The sequence below is a fragment of the Bacteroides sp. 224 genome (genome assembly GCF_010500995.1).
Classification (GTDB): Bacteria; Bacteroidota; Bacteroidia; order Bacteroidales; family Bacteroidaceae; genus Bacteroides.
In genome coordinates this window covers 60,741-80,922 of record NZ_QVMK01000013.1, presented here as the reverse complement: position 1 = coordinate 80,922, position 20,182 = coordinate 60,741, and the positions used below count along the sequence as shown (strand labels likewise).

17 protein-coding genes, 1 tRNA gene, 2 pseudogenes and 1 riboswitch are annotated in these 20,182 nt (G+C 36.4%); of the genes and pseudogenes, 14 read left to right on the top strand and 6 right to left on the bottom strand.

What is annotated here, in order from left to right:
- Positions 1–291 precede the first annotated feature (291 nt).
- The 4 genes from D0T60_RS08515 (at position 292) to D0T60_RS08500 (ending at position 3,271) form a co-directional block, all read left to right on the top strand.
- Positions 292–654 (top strand): MarR family winged helix-turn-helix transcriptional regulator, encoded by a 363-nt coding sequence (locus D0T60_RS08515; RefSeq protein ID WP_163217739.1) that lies wholly within the window; start codon positions 292–294, stop codon positions 652–654.
- 234 nt (positions 655–888) lie between these two features.
- Positions 889–1,053 carry a rubredoxin gene (gene rd / locus D0T60_RS08510; protein ID WP_163217738.1) on the top strand — a complete coding sequence of 55 codons (165 nt, stop codon included), beginning with the start codon at positions 889–891 and terminating at the stop codon, positions 1,051–1,053.
- Between the two features lie 66 nt (positions 1,054–1,119).
- Positions 1,120–1,695: a superoxide dismutase gene (locus tag D0T60_RS08505; protein WP_163217737.1), complete on the top strand. Its 576-nt coding sequence runs from the start codon at positions 1,120–1,122 to the stop codon at positions 1,693–1,695.
- A 124-nt stretch (positions 1,696–1,819) separates the two neighbouring features.
- Positions 1,820–2,028: riboswitch (cobalamin riboswitch) on the top strand.
- A 139-nt stretch (positions 2,029–2,167) separates the two neighbouring features.
- Positions 2,168–3,271, top strand: a complete 1,104-nt coding sequence (locus tag D0T60_RS08500; RefSeq protein WP_163217736.1) for a DUF4465 domain-containing protein — start codon at positions 2,168–2,170, stop codon at positions 3,269–3,271.
- Between the two features lie 111 nt (positions 3,272–3,382).
- On the opposite strand, the gene D0T60_RS08495 is transcribed toward D0T60_RS08500, so the two are convergent.
- A complete protein-coding gene (locus D0T60_RS08495; RefSeq protein WP_163217735.1) occupies positions 3,383–4,279 on the bottom strand; it encodes a hypothetical protein in 897 nt (298 codons plus the stop codon).
- A gap of 420 nt (positions 4,280–4,699) precedes the next feature.
- Between D0T60_RS08495 and D0T60_RS08490 the strand changes: the two genes are divergently transcribed.
- From D0T60_RS08490 to D0T60_RS08480, 3 genes and pseudogenes are all read left to right on the top strand, one after another.
- On the top strand, positions 4,700–5,923 hold the full coding sequence (locus D0T60_RS08490; RefSeq protein ID WP_163217734.1) for an ATP/GTP-binding protein: 1,224 nt from the start codon (positions 4,700–4,702) through the stop codon (positions 5,921–5,923).
- Positions 5,924–5,925: 2 nt separating this feature from the next.
- A pseudogene (locus tag D0T60_RS08485) lies at positions 5,926–6,558 on the top strand (RloB family protein).
- A 38-nt stretch (positions 6,559–6,596) separates the two neighbouring features.
- Positions 6,597–9,497 (top strand): TOTE conflict system archaeo-eukaryotic primase domain-containing protein, encoded by a 2,901-nt coding sequence (locus tag D0T60_RS08480; RefSeq protein WP_163217733.1) that lies wholly within the window; start codon positions 6,597–6,599, stop codon positions 9,495–9,497.
- A gap of 463 nt (positions 9,498–9,960) precedes the next feature.
- Here D0T60_RS08480 and D0T60_RS08475 read toward each other — a convergent pair whose 3' ends face one another.
- Positions 9,961–10,245, bottom strand: coding sequence for a hypothetical protein (locus D0T60_RS08475; protein ID WP_163217732.1), 285 nt, complete (start codon positions 10,243–10,245; stop codon positions 9,961–9,963).
- A 307-nt stretch (positions 10,246–10,552) separates the two neighbouring features.
- Between D0T60_RS08475 and D0T60_RS08470 the strand changes: the two are divergent.
- Both D0T60_RS08470 and D0T60_RS08465 read left to right on the top strand, forming a co-directional pair.
- Positions 10,553–11,695, top strand: a pseudogene (locus D0T60_RS08470) (YhcG family protein).
- 29 nt (positions 11,696–11,724) lie between these two features.
- Positions 11,725–12,528: a TOTE conflict system archaeo-eukaryotic primase domain-containing protein gene (locus tag D0T60_RS08465; RefSeq protein WP_163217731.1), complete on the top strand. Its 804-nt coding sequence runs from the start codon at positions 11,725–11,727 to the stop codon at positions 12,526–12,528.
- Positions 12,529–12,711: 183 nt separating this feature from the next.
- On the opposite strand, the gene D0T60_RS08460 is transcribed toward D0T60_RS08465, so the two are convergent.
- The 4 genes from D0T60_RS08460 to D0T60_RS08445 form a co-directional block, all read right to left on the bottom strand.
- A complete protein-coding gene (locus D0T60_RS08460) occupies positions 12,712–13,791 on the bottom strand; it encodes an RES family NAD+ phosphorylase (RefSeq protein WP_163217730.1) in 1,080 nt (359 codons plus the stop codon).
- Positions 13,792–13,900: 109 nt separating this feature from the next.
- Positions 13,901–13,973: transfer RNA gene (locus D0T60_RS08455), tRNA-Lys, on the bottom strand.
- Between the two features lie 77 nt (positions 13,974–14,050).
- On the bottom strand, positions 14,051–15,190 hold the full coding sequence (locus D0T60_RS08450) for an AI-2E family transporter (RefSeq protein WP_163217729.1): 1,140 nt from the start codon (positions 15,188–15,190) through the stop codon (positions 14,051–14,053).
- A 5-nt stretch (positions 15,191–15,195) separates the two neighbouring features.
- Positions 15,196–15,783, bottom strand: coding sequence for a thymidine kinase (locus D0T60_RS08445; protein ID WP_163217728.1), 588 nt, complete (start codon positions 15,781–15,783; stop codon positions 15,196–15,198).
- A gap of 113 nt (positions 15,784–15,896) precedes the next feature.
- On the opposite strand from D0T60_RS08445, the gene D0T60_RS08440 reads away from it, so the two are divergent.
- The 5 genes from D0T60_RS08440 to hflX all read left to right on the top strand — a co-directional run bounded on the left by D0T60_RS08440 (position 15,897) and on the right by hflX (position 20,179).
- Positions 15,897–16,466 carry a hypothetical protein gene (locus tag D0T60_RS08440; protein ID WP_163217727.1) on the top strand — a complete coding sequence of 190 codons (570 nt, stop codon included), beginning with the start codon at positions 15,897–15,899 and terminating at the stop codon, positions 16,464–16,466.
- Positions 16,467–16,480: 14 nt separating this feature from the next.
- Positions 16,481–17,161 carry a 16S rRNA (cytidine(1402)-2'-O)-methyltransferase gene (gene rsmI, locus D0T60_RS08435; RefSeq protein WP_163217726.1) on the top strand — a complete coding sequence of 227 codons (681 nt, stop codon included), beginning with the start codon at positions 16,481–16,483 and terminating at the stop codon, positions 17,159–17,161.
- Positions 17,162–17,183: 22 nt separating this feature from the next.
- Positions 17,184–18,038: a hypothetical protein gene (locus D0T60_RS08430; protein WP_163217725.1), complete on the top strand. Its 855-nt coding sequence runs from the start codon at positions 17,184–17,186 to the stop codon at positions 18,036–18,038.
- A 130-nt stretch (positions 18,039–18,168) separates the two neighbouring features.
- Positions 18,169–18,858 carry a YjjG family noncanonical pyrimidine nucleotidase gene (locus tag D0T60_RS08425; protein WP_163217724.1) on the top strand — a complete coding sequence of 230 codons (690 nt, stop codon included), beginning with the start codon at positions 18,169–18,171 and terminating at the stop codon, positions 18,856–18,858.
- Positions 18,859–18,931: 73 nt separating this feature from the next.
- Positions 18,932–20,179, top strand: coding sequence for a GTPase HflX (gene hflX, locus D0T60_RS08420; protein WP_163217723.1), 1,248 nt, complete (start codon positions 18,932–18,934; stop codon positions 20,177–20,179).
- Positions 20,180–20,182: the final 3 nt, after the last annotated feature.

Sequence of the window (20,182 nt, the reverse complement as noted above, 5' to 3'; positions counted from 1 at the left end):
TAATGGTTATTTTTCCAATGAAGTGGTTTGATTTAAACTTCGCTTGAGTGTCTTTTTGTTAAGCCGTTGTGTATTTGTTCTCAAGCCCTTGAGTATTTATTCTCAAGCTGCTAAGTATTTGTTCTCAAGCCGTTGAGAAAATATTCTCAAGCCGATGAGAAAAAGACAGAGTTAACCGTATCTACAAAAAGACACACACAGAGTATGAGTAATCTAAATTAGAAATATTTTCTTTCAGAAATTAATTCCTATATTTGTTCCTGATAAATTAAAGTTTAAAGAAATTGAGTTATGCGGAATTTATGTACACTACGCGAGATTTATCGTGTAATCAGAGACTTTGAGGAAAAGTTTCAGCAGGAGCATGGATTGAGTTTAAACGAAGGAATGCTTCTTTGTGGGTTAAAATCAAAACAATGTACTTCGAGCGAAATAGCAAAAGCGTTGGGATTAACCAACTCCAATACTTCGAAAGTCATCAAGTCGGCTGAGGATAAAGGATACATAGAACGCTCTATCGGAAAGGATGACAAGCGACAAATGTACTTCTCTATAACAGAGGCAGGGAGAATTAAAATAGCGAATATTGGTACCGAAGGGCAAGCTATAAATACTCTTCTGAAAGAGATTGTTGACAAAAGCAAAGATGTTTGATATATTCAAGCCTTGCTCGTTCTTTTATTTTAGTGTTGTTTCTTAGGTTGTTTGTATCCTTTTTGAGCTGAAAATCAGCGGTTGGTAAAGTCAATAGTGATTATTTTTAAGTTGTATTTGAACAAGTATGCAAACATAAGTGTTATGCTTATAGATTTGCTCTCTATAGGGTACATACTCTTTATTGTGTGAATCATGATGAAATTATTATAAACCAACTAAAATTTTAGATACATGAAAAAGTACATTTGCACTGTATGCGACTATGTTTATGACCCGGAAAAAGGTGATCCGGATAGTGGAATAGCTCCGGGAACAGCTTTTGAGGATATTCCGGATGATTGGACATGTCCACTTTGTGGAGTGAGTAAAGATGATTTTGCTCCTTATGAAGAGTAATCAATCCGAGAAAAGATAACTCATAGTATTTACTTAAAAACGAGAATAAATAAAACTAAATTTATCATGAAATTTGAATTACCTCAATTGCCTTATGCTTTAGATGCATTGGAACCAAGCATTAGTAAAAAAACATTAGAATTCCATTGGGGAAAACACCACCAAGCGTATGTAAACAACCTAAATAACCTGATACCAGGTACTAAGTTCGAAAATGCTGATCTGGAAACAATGATTCGCGAAGCTGATGGTGGTATTTTTAATAATGCTGCCCAAGTATGGAATCATACATTCTATTTTGAGTCTCTATCTCCGAATGCTTCGAAAGAACCTAAAGGAGCATTGGCAGAAGCTATCAATAAGAACTTTGGCTCATTAAATGAATTCAAAGAACAATTCGCCAAATTGGGTGGATCTTTGTTCGGATCGGGATGGACATGGTTGGTGAAGAAAGCCGATGGCTCATTGGCTATTACTCAGGAATCGAATGCTGGTAATCCACTTCGCAGTGGAGATGCTCCATTGATGACATGCGATGTATGGGAACATGCATACTATCTTGATTACCAAAACCGCAGACCGGATTATTTAAAAGAATTCTGGGATGTGTTAGACTGGAAAGTAATTGAAAAAAGATTCTAAAAGAATAATGACTGGATAATAAGAAGGCAGTGTCGAAAAGATGCTGCCTTTTTTAATTGTCTGAAAACAAATAACCTAAATAGAAATAGTTTAGTTTATTTTTTGCCAATAAAACAAAAATGCAGATATTTGCCGCCGATTTGGTGTCACTACTCCTATTAAACCTCGGGAAAGTGATGAAAAGGGAATCAGGTGAAAGTCCTGAACAGACCCGCTGCTGTAAGTCCTGCCAATCTCCTATAGAAAACTCATGCCACTGCTTCTTTGAGAAGTGGGAAGGTGCTACAAGGAGAAGGATAAGTCAGAAGACCTGCCAGATTATACATTGTTTTTGACTTTCGGGAAATAAAGTCGGAAAACGCAAAGAATAGCTATTGGCTCTGTATTCTTTTTATCGTTTTCGTTTCTATTTTGATTGTTTAAAGATGATGTATGTAAATGCAATTTATGTTGAACCAATTATATACGGAAAATGAAAAAGATTAATTTGTTGTTGATGCTATTTGTTTCAGTAGTGTTTATGTTTAGCTCATGTTCAAGTGATGATGATCCTGTTTATAAGCACGGAGTGATTGAAATACCCAATCCAGAAGGAGGATATGTTGTGAAAATGGGGGAATTGCTGACTATTAACCCCGAAATAGAAACAGAACCGGGAGATGTCTATGAATGGAGTATTGATGGAAAGCAGATATCAAACAAGCGTGTATTGGAATACACTTTTGAAAAGTCCGGCACGTATGAGGTTGTTTGTATGGTGGTAAATGATATTCACTATTATTTAAAGAGTGCTAAGGTTACAGTAAAAGTATTATCATATACACATTTGGATTTATCAAAATTTGATTTATCAGATGGTATAGCAACAGCCGGCGGCAAATATTGGGTAGATACGTATAAGGTAGGTGAAAAAGGCAAAGATGGAGAAATAGAAAATGCTCATGTAAAAAGTCAAATCTTCCGTTTTTCTCATACTGCAATGGATTTTGGTGGAGGCTGGACTTCTTGGGATGGATTTACAGTAAGTAATTCCAATGACAACAGCGAACAGGCAGACTTTGTAACCAATCAATTTGCATCTATGGCAAAAGGAGGAGTGAAAGGAGAGTCAACTCCTTATTTGGTAGTCTATGCAGCAGAAGGAATGCGTGCTGATAAAGGGGAATTTAAGGAAAAAGATTATACTACTTGGGTGCAAATAAATGATAATGAAAACAGTTATAAAGCTGTGGGGGCTTATGTTTCTAATCATTCATGGCCTTATTATTGCATAACCAAAGGAAATGGCGTGGCTCGTAAATTTAAGCAAGGAGACTACTTAAAGTTGAAAGCTTATGGAGTTGATGCCGAGAATAATATAAGTGAACAGCCTGTTGAATTCTATTTAGCTGATTATCGTTCTGTTAATGAATCGGAATGGACTGTGAATGATAAATGGGAATGGATGGATTTATCTTCGCTGGGTGAAGTGAAATATATCTTCTTTAAACTGGAAACAACAGATAAAAGCGGAAATTGGTCCAATACATCTCTTTATTTTTGCTTAGACAACCTTACCGTAGAGAAAATCGATTAGAATAGGTTTTTGTTTGCCGAATCACAGAGGCTTACTTTTGCTCATAGGTAACTGCCTCTGTGATTCTTTTTTTGTAGTAGAGATGGTTATTAAATCTAACTTTTCTTGTATTTAATCAATTTTCTTAATTAAATTCATCTTCAACCATTCTTTATATTGTTTGTGCAAACCCTGTAGCTTCTTCCAATCCTGAATATTTCCTTCTTTCGGCAAGGTTACATTTATGATAGTTAACTTTGTTTTGTTGGGTTTGATAACTTCCAAATCATATTTAATGTTTGCGATGGTATCTCTTGCTATGGTATCCTTCCCACTAACATCTTTCCAGTACTGAATGATATTGTCGGTTTGATAATAGCTTCTTTGGCTTAGTTGAGCAACAGAATCTCCATAATGAAAGGGAGACTTACTGTAATAGATAAATTCATCATGATAATCACAATTGTATCCTAAGTTTTTGATTGTGTTGATAATAGAATCTTTAGAGAGCTTAATTGTGTAGGATTTTCCGATATATACTGTGCCTTGGGGTATTTTGTATAAATGTTGGGGAGGGGGCAAGGTTGTAGCGCAAAAAGCAAAGAAAGAAACTCCTAACAAAGCGTATTTGAAACAGTGCTTAATACATGAAAAAGAAAAAGCAGTTTGGCACTTTTCTGTTTTGATCAGATAATAGCTTAATGGTAATATGCTCAATGCCATATAATCTGTATAATCAATAGTTCGGTATATTCCCCAACCTGTTACATGGTTAATTGAATCAATAATAGGTGTTATTATGGGTAGTTTCCAAAGTATAAAGCCGATGCCGGTAATGAGAACGACCCACTTCTTAAAGCGTGGTGCAACAGTCGCTATAAATAATGGGAAGATAAGTAACCCTGCGAAGTCGGATAACTTTCCGGTAAGGAAATTCCCAAACGCCTGTTTTAAATAGAAATCGTTTATCAATAAAAGTGATAGCCCGATGATAAAATAAGGGTTAAGGATTAATTCTTTGTTTCTCATGGCTTTTTGTTAATGTTAAGTAGGGTTGAAATTAGGTGCAAGTGTGGTGCAAATTTATAAAAAGCAAGAAGTTGAAAATTAGCAACTTGCGTTTTTTTTTTCGATTCGCTTGGAAACGTTCTTCGCCATTTTGGGGGTTCAGAATCGTTTTTGTAACAGGCTGAATGTTAATGTCTTAATAGCCATCCAATACATGTTTCTAGGCTAGTTTAATAACACAGCGGTAACACAATAAATTATTTAAAAGATCTATTTTAAAATCACAATACAAATATAAATATTTACAAAACACTTTCAGGCATGATTGGACAATATTTTAAATAAATAATCAATCTTGTTTAAATAAAGCATATTATACTACCAATATATAGAGTTTAATCGTTATATTTGCGATAAATGCTCAAATAAACGAGTTAAATTATGATTATTCAGTTTACAACAGGTAATTTCCTTTCTTTCAAAGAACAATCCACCCTTTCACTGGCAGTCTCAGCTTTGAAGGAGATACAAGTTCCATCTGAAGAAATAATCTTTGGTGTGGGGAGTACAGGACTGTCATTGTTAAAAAGCGCAGTTGTCTATGGAGCCAATGCCTCAGGAAAATCCAATTTCATCAAAGCATTCGAGTTCTTTAAGTGGTATGCAATAAATTCATCCAAAGATATTCAAGCAGGTGAACGTGTTAATATTGAGAGTTTTCGATTAAATTCCCTTACAACCGAAGAACCAAGTTGCTTTGAAGCCATATTCTGTGATACAGAAAATCAATATAGATATGGTTTTGAAGCAGATAACTCATTAGTGCACACAGAATGGCTCTATCAAAAAGCAAATAAAAAGAGAGCCAAAGAAATTGAGCTGTTTTATCGGGAAAAAGATAATTTTGATATTCATCCCAAATTTACAGTAGGTAAGGAAGTTGCCGGCAAACGGATGGTGAGAGCAAATGCATTGTTACTCTCTGTTGTTGCCCAATTCAATGATCCAAGAGCTGTAGAAATTATGAAATGGTTGAATGATACTACTATTATTTCAGGATCCAATGATGAAAAAGCATTATGGAATACGGCAATAGATCACTTGGATGACGCTGAAATGCGACAACGGATAGTTGAATTTTCCCGTTATGCTGATTTAGGTATTGAGAATATTGAAAAGATCGAAAATACTATTGTCAGTAAACATGCACAATATGATGAAGAAGGTAATGAAGTGAAAACAGTCTCTTTCCCATTTCAAAAAAATGAATCGGAAGGAACTATTAAATACTTCTCTTTAGCATATCCTATCATTGATGCGCTGGACAATGGTAAACGTCTGATTATTGACGAATTCGATTCGAAAATGCATCCACTTCTTACCAATAAAATAATAGCTTTATTCAATTCGAAAGAAACAAACCCTAAAAATGCTCAATTGATATTCACTACCCATGACACCAATTTGTTAAGTGCAAACATGTTCAGACGGGATCAGATATGGTTTACACAAAAAGATCGCTACGGAGCAACCGATTTGTATTCATTAGCAGAATATAAAGTACGTAATGATGCCTCTTTCGAAAAAGACTATCTCTCAGGGAAATATGGTGCTATTCCTATTGTTGGTGATTTGTCGCGTTTGTTTAATGCCTCAGAAGAATAATTATGGCAGCAACAAGAAAAGGCACAAACCCGCGTATAGAAAGAAAATTAACTCGTGTTAGCGGAGTGCGCGAAGTAAAATAGACATTTCTTATTGTATGCGAAGGAGTCAATACCGAACCCGATTATTTCAATGCTTTCCGTTTAACTTCTGCCCATGTAAAAGCTGTTGGCCATGGAATGAACACATTGACACTTGTGCAAAAAGCAATTCACATTAGAGAAGAAGAAAGACGGAAAGGGCGATCATATAACCAGAATTGGGTAGTTTTTGATAAAGATGATTTTCCAGAAAAAGACTTTAATACAGCTATCTTTATAGCTCGGCAAAATGGCTTTGAGGTAGCATATAGCAATCAAGCATTTGAATTTTGGTTTTTGCTTCATTTCAATCTATATCAAGGTTCTTTACATCGTTCTCAATATGAGAGAATGTTAAGTGATTTACTTGGATTTCCTTATACAAAGAAGACGGGTGTAAGTACTAAAATGTTTAATTTATTGTTTCCTAAACAACAGAAAGCCATTCAGAATGCTAAGATTGTAATGAAGCGGTTTAATGGAAATAATCCAGCACAGGACGAGTCCTCAACAACTGTTTATCGGTTGATAGAAGAACTGATTAGATTCTTATGAGAACTAGTTATATTTGTTAGGAAAAAGCTTATGGTATCATGTCTGAATCAGAATTGTTAAAGCAAATAGCTGAATTGAAGACCCAGAATCTAAAACTTCTTGCAGAGAATGAAAGATTACGGGAAATGCTGAACTTGCCTCAGAAAAACACTGAAAAAACGACTCTATTGTCAAACATTCTGAAACAGATAAATACAGAGAAACCCTCTGCAACTTCAATAAACAAATATAGCACCCCTGAAGAAAAGATTGACTTATTTCAATCCCTGTTTCAAGGTCGGACAGATGTATATGCCAAGCGTTGTTACAGTAAAAAACATCGAAGCAGTTATTATATCCCTGCATGTAAGAATGAATGGGTGAAAGGCATTTGTGATAGAACACGCGTCAAATGCAAAGATTGTACCAATAGGGATTTATTGCCATTGACAACAGAAGTTATAGATAGTCATCTACGAAACAAAGATGAACATGGCGCCGGTATTGTTGGAATTTACCCCCTCTTACAAAACGAGAATTGTGTTTTTCTAGCTGTTGATTTTGACAAAGAGAAATGGAAAGAAGATATAACCACATTTCGTTCTATTTGTAACACTTATAATATTCCGGTTGCCATAGAACGCTCCCGCTCAGGAAATGGAGCTCATGCATGGATATTTTTTGCACTTCCCATTCCTGCCGTATCTGCACGGAGACTTGGTAATGCCCTTTTAACAAAGGCAATGACAGTCAGGCATGAGATCAGTTTCACGTCATACGATCGAATGTTTCCAAATCAGGACTTTATGCCTAAAGGTGGCTTTGGTAATTTGATAGCATTGCCACTGCAAGGGGGTGCACGCGAAAATGGGAATAGTGAATTTATTGACGAAAACTTCAAAAGCTATTCTGATCAATGGTCTTATCTGGCCTCTGTCAAAAAGATGAATTTAACTGAAATAGAAGTTTTACTTCCTCTATTGTGCGAAGGAAGCAGTTTAGGTGAACTCGGACGCATAGAGGATAATGAAGGAAATCTATTTAAACCTTGGGAAAACGGAAATCCTGATAATATTGAAAAGAAAGACTTTCCGGAAATTTTGACTATTGTTGAAGCAAATTTGATATATATTCCTAAAGAAAGAATAAGCGCACGAGCGCTTAATCGTATCAAAAGATTAGCTGCTTTCCAAAATCCATTGTTCTATAAAACTCAAAAGATGCGAATGTCTACCTACGGTATTCCAAGAATTATTTATTCATTGAATGAAACAGATGAATATATCGGCATTCCGAGAGGCTGTAGATCTTCACTTGTACATTTACTTGAAAGCTCAAACGTACAATATGTTTTTGATGATAAACGGAATAAAGGAAAACAAATAAATGTTCACTTCAAAGGAACATTTCGAGAAGAGCAACAGTTCGCAGCAGACGCTTTGCTCCAGTGCGAAAATGGAATATTATCTGTTCCTACAGCTTTTGGGAAGACTGTTATCGGGGCTTCACTTATTGCAGAAAGAAAATGCAATACATTGATATTAGTTCACTTGCAGACTTTATGCGATCAATGGAAGAGGTCATTGGAACAGTTTCTTGAAATAAATGAATCTTTGCCTGAACCGGAGAAGAAACGGGGACGAAAAAAGGCACGTCCCATTATCGGACAAATATGTTCAGGGAAGAAAACTTCATCTGGTATAATTGATATTGCGCTTGTTCAAAGTTTAGTCCGTGAAAATGAAGTGAATGAACTTGTAAAGAATTATGGGATTGTAATAGTCGATGAATGTCATCATGCTTCCTCGCTTAGCTATGAAAAAGTACTTAGCGAAATAAATGCCAGATATGTTTATGGATTAACTGCAACACCTAAACGGCAAGACGGGCAGCATCCAGCAACTTTTATGCAATGCGGACCGATACGATATAGCATTAGTGCAAAAGAACAAGCTGACAAACGAAACTTCGAACATTATATTGTACCCTGCTTTACCAGATTCAGAAAACCTTTAAATCAAAATGAATCCGATTGGCATATTACGAAAGTATATGCTGCACTTGCAGAAAATGAACCTCGTAATCAACAGATAGCAGCTGATGTGAAAGAAGCTATAACAAATGGTAGAACTCCTATTATCCTTGCCCAACGGAAAGAGCATGTTAATCGATTGGCAGCTATTCTTGGAAGTCAAACGAGTGCACAAATAATAACACTCATTGGCGCCAATTCAACAAAAATAAGGAATAAAATGGTAGAATCATTAGCTGCTATTTCTGACGATGAAAAACTTATTGTGATTGCCACAGGAAAATACATTGGAGAAGGGTTTGATTATCCACGTTTAGATACCCTGTTTCTTGCATCTCCAATTGCATGGAAAGGAACATTGGCCCAATATGCCGGACGCTTGCATCGTGATTATCCCGAGAAACAGTATGTAATTGTTTACGACTATGTAGATATTCATATCCCTGTTTTAGAGCGAATGTATCATAAACGCCTTACTGGTTATGCTCAAATTGGATATAAGACTTTGTCTTCAAAGAATGAACCGGATAAGATTAATATGATTTATGATTGTGATACTTTTGTATCAGTCATCCGTAATGACTTTGCTAAAGCAGAGAAAGAAATCCGGATAGTGAGTCCTTATATTCGGAGAAAACAACTCAATGTAGTATTTGAATGGCTGAAAGTACCTTTACAAATCGGTATACCTATTACAGTTACAATTCGTCCTGTAGAATCATATAAAGAACAGGAACAGATAAGGGAGTGTATAGAGGTTCTTCAAGCTAGGTTGACTGTTGTGCAAGAATCGGATATTTATCAAAAATACATTATTATAGATGATAGGATTGTTTGGTATGGGAACATCAGCCTTTTTGATCCAGGTAATTCGGAAGATACTATTATGCGACTGGATTCCAAAGAGTTAGCGAATGAGCTATCATAAGGCAACTACTGAATGTGCGCTTAAAGTTTTAACAATTCAACCTACTTTTCGGATTGACCCCTGATTTTCGAATTGACCCCTGTTAATCAAAGTTATACTGTAGTAGAATGAAAAAAGGACTTAAAAAAAGTCCTTTTCTACTGGTGATCCGCCTGGAATATGAACCATGCGTATAATCGGCTTATTTCTAACACATTGCAAATTGTCAATAAACTTAGGACATCAAATGGCCACAAAACTCATTTTGTTATAGATGTCTCTCGGAATAGAGAATATTACTTCTCATCTTTTCTTTTCAGGTTCGAAAATACAATTTTTTGGTCTAATAACCAAATGTTCTGTAAATTAATGATTTATCTTTTTTCTGTAGTCCAAGCCCAGTGCAGAGTGCGAGCCCTTTATATATAAAGGCTTGCACTCTGCACTGGTGATCCAAATAAACTGTCTATATGCCTACATGGGATTATATTTCTATAGCCTTGTCGCGTTGGAAAGGCAGGTGTTCATCATTGAACACATAGCCCAACTGATTTGAAACATAAAGAGTATTACCAATCTGTTTGTCAACATTATAATGTGAGTGTCCATATATCCAATACTGAATATTGCTATCTTCGACACAATCAGCTAATTTTACTGTAAAAGCACCATTGGCATGGCTGTTGGCATCTACATAAATACCCTTCAATTCAGACTTGTCCAAAAGCCTAAAAGGTGTTTTTTTTCCTGCTATGATAATTTTATGCATGTATTTTCAATTGCTATGCTCTGTTTTTAGTTGCAGTGAAAACGATGCAAACATACTGGAATAAAAGAAAATCATCTAGTGCAAATGATTGTTCTGTTTTTCTATCACATATTTAAAGCCTCTGAAAGTACATTGGACATTCCTAGTCAGAGTTGGACAGAATTTTAGAGGTGGTATGTTTTCGCTCTTATTCTTGATGTTGGCGATTCTGGCAATATTGGCAATTTCGAGTGATTGATAAGGATATGAAAAAAGAATTCGTAAATTTGTTGAATTAAACAATTCAAATAAAAGGCGGAAAAAATATATGAGCGCAGATATAATAAAGGAATCTGAATTTAGACAATGGTTGATTGATTTGAAGGGAAGGATTCGACAAAGTCAATTAAGAGCAGCTGTTAAGGTTAATTCCGAATTGCTGCGATTATATTGGGATTTAGGACAGGATATAGTCGTTCGCCAAATGGATGCTGTATGGGGAAGTGGATTTTATTCTCGTTTAAGTAAAGAATTAAAGAGAGAATTCCCTGATATGCAAGGATTCTCAGTCACTAATCTGAATTATTGTAAACGATTTTATCAATTTTATGCAAATAGTAAACAGTATAACCAACAAATATATGAAGGATTCCACCCTCAAGCTGGGGGTGAAATTCAAATAACTCATAATATGGGTGATATAATTTACCCCCAAGTTGAGGGTGAATTTCAAGACAACCCATTATTCTCAATTCCCTGGGGACATCAGAAGCATCTTATTGATAAATGCAAGTCTGTACATGAGGCGCTATTCTATGTACAAAAAACGATCAAAAATGGTTGGAGTAGAGCTATGCTAATGAATTTCATGGATGTCAATCTTTATCAAACACAAGGAAAATCAGTTAACAACTTTGATCGTTTGCTTCCTGAAGTTTAAAGCGATTTAGCAAGAGAAACTTTGAAAGATCCATATAATTTCGATTTTCTCACTCTCACGGAGGATTATAAAGAAAAAGAGTTGGAAGATGCCTTAGTTACAGATATCACAAAATTCTTGCTGGAGCTTGGACAAGGTTTTGCTTTTGTTGGCAGACAGTATCCTATAAAAGTTGGTAATAAAGAACGGAACATTGATTTGTTATTCTACCATTTAGAACTACGCTGTTATGTAGTAGTGGAGTTGAAAGTGAAAGAATTTGAACCCGAACATGCAGGGAAACTGGGTTATTATATTGCTGCAATCAATGACCTGCTGAAAAAAGATATGGATAACCCAACTATTGGTTTACTTATTTGCAAAACAAAAGATAATATAGAGGCTCGCTACTCTTTAGAAAGCAGTAGTCAACCAATAGGCATTTCCGAATACACATTTTCAGAATTATTGCCTAAGAACCTTAAATATTCACTTCCTTCCATCGAAGAAATTGAAAGAGAACTAAATTTAGAGGATGAAAACAAAAAATAGAAATACAATGTAATAAATATAAGCGCAATATGTCCGAATTTGACCTACGAAAACGGATCACAGAATTAGAGGTTGAGAATTTTGAGTTACTCGCTGAAAATGAAAGGCTGCGAAAATTGCTGGGATTTTCTCAGAGGGAACATATTCCACAAGGAACCTTTCCAGTATCGAATAATCTAGAGCAAAATAATACTAAAAAGACCTGTATTCCCTTAATAAACAAGTACAGTACTCCTGATGAAAAAATAGAGTTGTTTCAATCGCTGTTTCAAGGACGAACAGATGTGTACGCCAAACGATGCTACAGTAAGAAACATGGAAGCAGCTATTACGTTCCAGCATGCAAAAACGAATGGGTGAAAGACCTTTGTGACAAAACACGCATTAAATGCAAAGATTGTCCTAACCGGGATCTGCTGCCTCTGACAAAAGAAGTAATCAATAACCATTTAAGAAATAAAGATGAACATGGTGCTGGAATTATCGACATCTACCCACTTCTGCCAAATGATAATTGTCTACTTCTTGTCGTTGATTTTGATGAAGAGAAATGGAAGGAAGACATAGATATATTTCGTTCTGTATGTAAAACATGCAATGTTCCGATTGCTATAGAACGATCTCGCTCCGGAAATGGCGCTCAAGCATGGATATTCTTCGAAAAATCAATTTCAGCATTATCTGCGCGAAGAATGGGAAACGCACTTTTAACAAAGGCAATGTCTGTTCGACCTAAAATTTGTTTCACTTCGTATGATCGAATTATATTGGCAATGAAGCTAATAGTGCTATTCGCCATGTTTGTATCTGTCCGCTGTATGCGGTTTCGATGATGCATTCAATCATGTGAATATAAAATTAAAGAAGAAAATATGAAATTCTACAAAAACAAACATTGCTGTTGATTTGAAGGAGCGGAGTTCCCTGCTATTGTTATCACAACTAAACAAAAATAAGCAGATTAAAGAAATAAATACCTTCATGCCCTTCCACCATTGGTTCTTATAATCCCTATGTTAATCCCAATTATAAATAAGTTTGGCTTCCTTGCTCAAAAGTCTACTCTCTATTTGCCCAAAGATGGAATCTTTGTATTGTTCTGGATATTCTAAAGAGATGGACTCACTACTTTCGTTATAGTTAAATAATATCGTTTGAAATGGTTTCTTTATTATTTCATACTCATAGCTTGTGGGCATAGTTATTTTAAATAAATTTTTAAGTTTGGAACAGTAACCTTCCTTTGCTTTCGCATCTCTAACCGGAATTGCTATATTATCAAAAACGATTTCATTCCATTGGAATACAGGGTTTTTACGTGTTGAGCTATAAATACACCCTATAATATCTGAATTTTCAGCTAATGTTAGCATTATTTGTTGAGGTATTATATATTCTGGCTTAAAGGAGTCGCTCTGATTATATGTTTTTATTGAACATGCAATGATTAAGGGATAGGTGTTTAGAATTTTGATTAAATCACCGCGGTGTTCTATGTTAAAATCGTTTACTGGAAGTCTCAAATCTAATAATCTAATATCTTCAACTACTTCAACCCGGGATACATAAAAATCAGAAAGCGAAAGCTCATGCATTTCTGCCCAACATGTATGAATTGTTCTGCCTAAATACAAGCAAGGATAACCAGGTATACTATATCTTTGTGTTTGAATTTTCCCCCTTAATTCAAATGGTATATGGAACATCTCTCTAGGCCTAAAAAGCTCCTTCTCAGATTCTTTTTTACGCATTCTATACCAATGTGCATCCTCCTTATTGTCGCATGATATTGAATAAATGTTCAATGAGGTACTTGTGGCATTTTCTGAGATATAATCCTTGATGAGCTGATAACAATCTGCAATCCGTGCAGATGAATAATAGTCAAAAGCTTTTATGATTGTATCACATAAAGCTTCAACATTCTTTATAACTTTACCCCATTCGTCTTTTGATAAAATACTTTCGCTATTTTTAAGTTCTGCTATTCCTTTTCTATAAAGTTCAAATATTTTACTTAATTCATTTTCATAAGATTGTTCCCTTCTCTTTAAGAGTTCATCTTTAATTTTTTTATTTAGTTTTGATATTGACATATTAAATGTTGTTTGCGTTGTTTGTCTGCTGACCCTTTTATCCGAATCTCACAGACGTTTATCAGACGACCGTTGAGAGCAAAAAAAAACGGCTGAAAAGCCGTTTTTGTGATCCGCCTGGGGCTCGAACCCAGGACCCCAACATTAAAAGTGTTGTGCTCTACCTGCTGAGCTAGCGAATCAATCCTTTATTGCGGTTAAGCGGGTGCAAAGATATGGAGTTTTATTTTAAAAACCAAGACTAAAAGAAAGAATTTTTTCATTTATTTTTCTTTTTTCTCTTTGGAGTCTGATTATCAGTGGGTTGTGGAGGACTGGAAATTATTCTTTCATGATCTATAATAAAGCGTTGGTAATAAGAAATCATCAGAGTTGTTAGTGGGAGTGCGATAATCATGCCTACAATTCCCATTAGAGAACCCCAAATGGACAAAGAAAGTAAAATGATGGCGGGGTTCAATCCGGTGATTTTGCCCATAATGCGAGGAACAATTAAACCATCTTGTATAATTTGCACGATGGCAAATACGGCAAGAGCGGAGAGAATGATTATCCAAAAGTTCTGTCCGGTATCGGCAGCTTTGAGTATGGCAAGCATAATGGTGGGAACAAAACCGATGATTTGTAGGTAAGGCACCATATTGAGAGCACCTATGAATAACCCTAAACCGATAGCTAAGGGGAAGTCGATGATCAGAAACCCAATGCTGAATAAAATGCCTACGAAAAGAGCAACCACTGCTTGTCCGCGGAAGTACCTGTTCATGCCTACTTCCACATCCGAAACCAGATTTTCTGCAAATTGGCGGTATTTCTGGGGGATCAACCTGCTCCATCCTTTGGATATTGATTCGTAATCCATTAGTATGAAGACAATATAAAGAAGGATGATAAAAGAAGCGAAGATGCTTGCCAGAAAGCTAATAGATTCAGACAATATTAACCATAGCTTTGGCAAAGCTCCTTTTACGGAATTTATAATATTCTCTTCATTGAGCGTTTCATTTAATGTCTTTAGGTCAATATTTTCGCGAATAAACTCCGAAAGACTCTGGGGCACAGTGCTTGCCTGTATACCTTCTGTGAAATAGGTTATCAATAAATCTTTTACTTTCCCGAACTCCTGTATCATAGGCGGAATCAGAACCAGAAATATGGTACAACCAATAATAAGTAATAGAAGCAAGGTACAGAGTATAGCGATTATACGGTGCTTCATTTTTAATTTATACTGGAAGAACTTCACAACAGGGTAAATCAGATAGGCAATAAGCCAGGCCAAAAAGAAAGGAAGTAATACTCCACTGAGGTGGTCAATTAAAACCAATATGCCGATTACGATACCTAAACCGACAAGATTTCGTATAAAACTATCGAATGTAATTTTGTTCTCAAACATATAACTTAGGGTGTTGAAATAGCTTTTTGGTAACAAACTCTACACAAAGGTTCGTATTCTTCTGTTTCGCCAAGCAGAAACTGTTTATCATTCTGCACAATGCGGTGAGAGAAATTTGCCAGACTACCGCAATGTACACAAATAGCATGTACTTTTGATACTTCGTCTGCAATGGCACAAAGTTTGGGCATTGGACCAAATGGTCTTCCTTTAAAATCCATATCCAAGCCGGCAATAATCACTCTTACTCCATCATTGGCCAACTGATTGCATACATCCACAAGGCCTTCGTCAAAAAACTGCGCTTCATCTATGCCAACTACATCAATCTCTGAAGTAAAAAGTAAAATGCTGGCAGAAGTGTCAGTAGGGGTAGAGGCAATGGCATTGCTATCGTGCGAAACTACATTTTCCTCGGAATAACGCACATCTATGGCCGGCTTGAAGATTTCGACCCTTTGGCGGGCAAATTTGGCTCGTTTTAATCGCCGGATCAGTTCTTCTGTTTTGCCTGAAAACATAGAGCCACAGATAACTTCAATTCTTCCTCTTCTGTTTGTCTCTTTATTGTGATCTTCTGAATAGACTACCATATATCTTATAAAACCTTATATTTGTTACAAATGTAACACATTTGTCCGCTCGACTTACATGATATAGATTATTTCTTTCTACATTTGCGCGTATAAAATAAGTAATTTGCTTTATGACTGAAATTATAAAGGAGATAGAACAAGATCTTGAAGAACTAAAGCTTTTGTCTGAGAACATGCCCGAATCTGCCAAAGATTCTTTTCGTCGCCTTATGCAAAGAAGGGTAGAGGAAATACGGAAAAAGCTGGATATACTACAGAATGAACTCTCCAAAGAACCCGTATTGGAAAATAGGGTGTCGGAAGAGTTTGTCGATACGGAAGAGGCTATTGCCGAAGAGTTTGTTCTTGAAGAATCATCTGTTGTAGAAGAAGCAATTTCAGCCAACCATATAGAGAGAAAATCAGAGGACTTGCAAGAGAAGATCCCTGCTATAAAAATCGTTGGAGAAAAGTTGAATCGGGACGTAAACCTGCAAAGTGTATTGAGCTTGAACGATTCTTTTCGATTCTCTCGCGAGTTATTTGAAAATGACAAAGAAAGGATGCAATCTGTACTGGCAAAAGTAGGAACGATGAATTCTCTTGAAGCCGCAGAGGTTTATCTTGCAGAAGAAAATCTGAATCGCGAGAATGAAGCATATTCTGATTTAATGAGTATCCTTGAAAAGTATTTCTCTTAAGCTAAAATAAGACTATGGGAAAATTATATGTAGTACCAACTCCGGTCGGAAATCTGGAAGACATGACATTCCGTGCCATCCGTATTCTAAAAGAGGTTGATTTTATTTTAGCCGAGGATACGCGTACATCCGGAATTCTTCTGAAACACTTTGAAATCAAAAGACCGATGCTTTCTCATCACAAATTTAATGAACATAAAACGGTTGAAAATGTTGTTAGTAGAATAAAAGGAGGAGAAACGGCTGCACTTATATCTGATGCAGGGACACCCGGAATTTCCGATCCCGGCTTCTTGATAGTCAGAGAATGTGTTCATAATGATATTGAGGTGCAGTGTTTACCGGGGGCTACGGCTTTTGTGCCTGCCTTGGTGACAGCCGGTTTACCGAACGACCGATTTTGTTTTGAAGGCTTCCTTCCGCAAAAGAAAGGGAGAATGACAAAATTGAAATCTTTAGTGGAAGAGCGAAGAACCATGGTCTTTTACGAGTCTCCTCACCGTTTGCTGAAAACATTAATTCAGTTTTCCGAGTATTTTGGGAGTGGAAGAGATGTTGCAGTTTCGCGGGAAATTTCTAAATTGCACGAAGAAACAATTCGTGGAACACTTGAAGAGGTTATACAGCACTTTACGGCTGTTGATCCCAGAGGTGAAATTGTTATTGTATTAGCAGGAATAGACGAATTAAAATAACTTTAATTTAAAACTTTTATTTATGAAGAAGTTAGGACTTTTACTAGTATGTATGACCTTGTTGATATCATGCGATAGTATAACAGGTAAAAAGAAATTGCAGGAAGAAAGAGACTCACTCTCTACAGCATTATCGCAGCGCGACGCAGAGTTGGATGAAATGATGAGTACTTTCAATGCTGTTCAGGAAGGATTCCGCCAAATTAGTGCCGCCGAGAGTCGTGTGGATTTACAACGTGGCACCATCTCGGAAAATGCAGCTACAGCTAAGCAGCAAATTGCGGCTGATATTGAGTTTATCACTAAAACAATGGCCGACAATAGAGCACAGATTGCTAAACTGCAAGAGCAATTGAAGGCCAGTAATACAAATTCTTCTCAACTGAAAAAGGCAATTGCGTCTTTAACCGAAGAATTAAAAGCCAAAACTAAACGTATTGAGGAGTTGCAAGCAGAACTTGCATCCAAAAATATTCGTATTCAAGAGTTAGATGCTGCTGTAAGCGGATTATCTGCTGATAAAGAAACGTTGGAAGCTGAAAACGAAGCCAAAGCAAGAACTGTTGCCGAACAAGATAGAAAAATCAATACAGCATGGTTTGTGTTTGGAACAAAAGCCGAACTGAAAGAACAAAAGATTGTTCAAAGTGGCGATGTGTTGAAGAGCGCTGACTTCAATAAAAACTATTTCACACAAATAGATATCCGTACTACTAAGGAAATTAAGTTGTACTCAAAACGTGCAGAACTTTTAACTAATCATCCGAAAGGAACATATACTCTTGAAGAAGATGATAAAAAAGAACTCACTTTGAAAATCTCCAATCCTACAGAATTCTGGAGTATTTCTAAATACTTAGTGATACAGGTTAGATAATATCTTGATAAACGAAACCACAGGTGTGTCGACAATAGATGATAGCGTTGACACACCTGTTCTTTTTTTCATTCTATCTACTAACTCCTAGCTCCTAACTACTGACTACTAACTCCTATCTCCCAATCCCGTGAAATACAAAAATATATTTTTCGACTTAGACGATACCCTTTGGGCTTTTTCCGATAATGCCCGCGATACTTTTGAGGAAATGTATCATCAACATCATTTTGAACAATACTTTGACTCTTTCAATCAGTTTTATACCCTTTACCAACAAAGAAACACTGAGCTATGGGTGCTATATGGAAAGGGTGAAATAACTAAAGTAGAATTAAATAAACAACGTTTTTTATATCCGCTTCAGGCTGTGGGAGTTGATAATCCGGAGTTGGCTCAAAGGTATTCGGATAATTTCTTTTCTGTAGTACCAACCAAGAAAAAGTTAATGCCTTATGCTAAAGAAATCTTAGAATATCTTTCCCCAACCTATAATCTGTATATTCTATCCAATGGTTTCCGAGAACTTCAGGCTAAGAAGATGGCTGCTTCCGGTATCAATCATTATTTTAAGAAAATAATTCTCTCGGAAGATTTGGGTGTCATGAAACCTTATCCGGAGATTTTTCATTTTGCTTTATCTGCTACTCAATCCGAACTAAAAGAAAGCATTATGATAGGAGATAGCTGGGAAGCGGATATTGTAGGAGCCAAAGGGGTAGGGATGAAGCATATTTATTATAATTATGCAAAACGAAAAGACAAATTCAATTCCGATTATGTGGTTGAGGAATTGATAGAAATAAAAGATTATTTATAAGAAACTGTTTTCTATTATTCCTCTTTTCATATTCTATTCTTATATTTGTCTCCGTTAATAACCCAAACATTCAATGAAAGAATTTATCATCTCCGAATCTCAAACCGAAACTGCCGTACTCGTGGCTCTCATTACCCAGAATCAGGATGAACGAAAAACCGCCGAGTATCTGGACGAACTTGACTTTCTGGCTGAGACAGCCGGGGTTGAAGTTGTGAAAAGTTTCACCCAAAAACTGGATTATGCACACCCCGTTACATACGTGGGTAAGGGTAAGTTGCAGGAAATTAAAGAATATGTAGATGAATATGAAGTGGGGATGGTGATATTTGATGATGAACTTTCTCCCAAACAGTTGCGCAATATTGAAGCGGAACTGAAAATCAAAATATTAGATAGAACTTCGCTCATTCTCGATATCTTTGCCATGCGTGCCCAAACGGCCCATGCCAAAACACAGGTGGAATTGGCTCAATATCAATATATGCTCCCCCGATTGAAACGTTTGTGGACTCACTTGGAACGCCAAGGGGGTGGATCGGGTAGTGCCAAGGGTGGTTCCGTAGGTCTTCGCGGACCGGGTGAAACGCAGTTGGAAATGGACCGCCGTATCATTCTTACCCGTATGACATTGCTGAAAGAAAGATTGAAAGAAATTGATAAGCAAATGTCTACCCAACGAAGAAACAGAGGACGCATGATGCGTGTGGCGTTGGTAGGATACACCAATGTAGGTAAATCTACGTTGATGAACCTCCTTGCTAAAAGCGAAGTTTTTGCAGAGAATAAACTCTTTGCTACGCTCGATACTACTGTGCGTAAAGTAATTATAGATAATCTTCCTTTCTTACTGTCTGATACAGTTGGGTTTATCCGCAAACTCCCGACAGGATTGGTAGAATCCTTTAAATCGACACTCGATGAAGTACGCGAAGCTGATTTACTGCTTCATATTGTAGATATCTCTCACCCTGCTTTCGAAGAACAAATCGAAGTAGTAAACAAAACATTGGCAGATATTGACAGTGCCGGCAAACCAAGTATACTTATATTTAACAAAATAGATGCTTATTCTTATATAGAAAAGGCCGAAGACGACCTTACCCCCCGAACCAAAGAAAACTTAACACTCGAAGAACTGATGAAAACGTGGATGGCTAAGATGGAAGACAATTGTCTCTTTATCTCCGCCCGCGAGAAAATCAATATAGAGGAAATGAAGAGTGTGGTTTATCAAAAAGTAAAAGAATTGCATGTACAACGCTTCCCTTATAATGATTTTCTTTATCAGACCTACGACGGTGACGAAGAAAATGATTAAAAG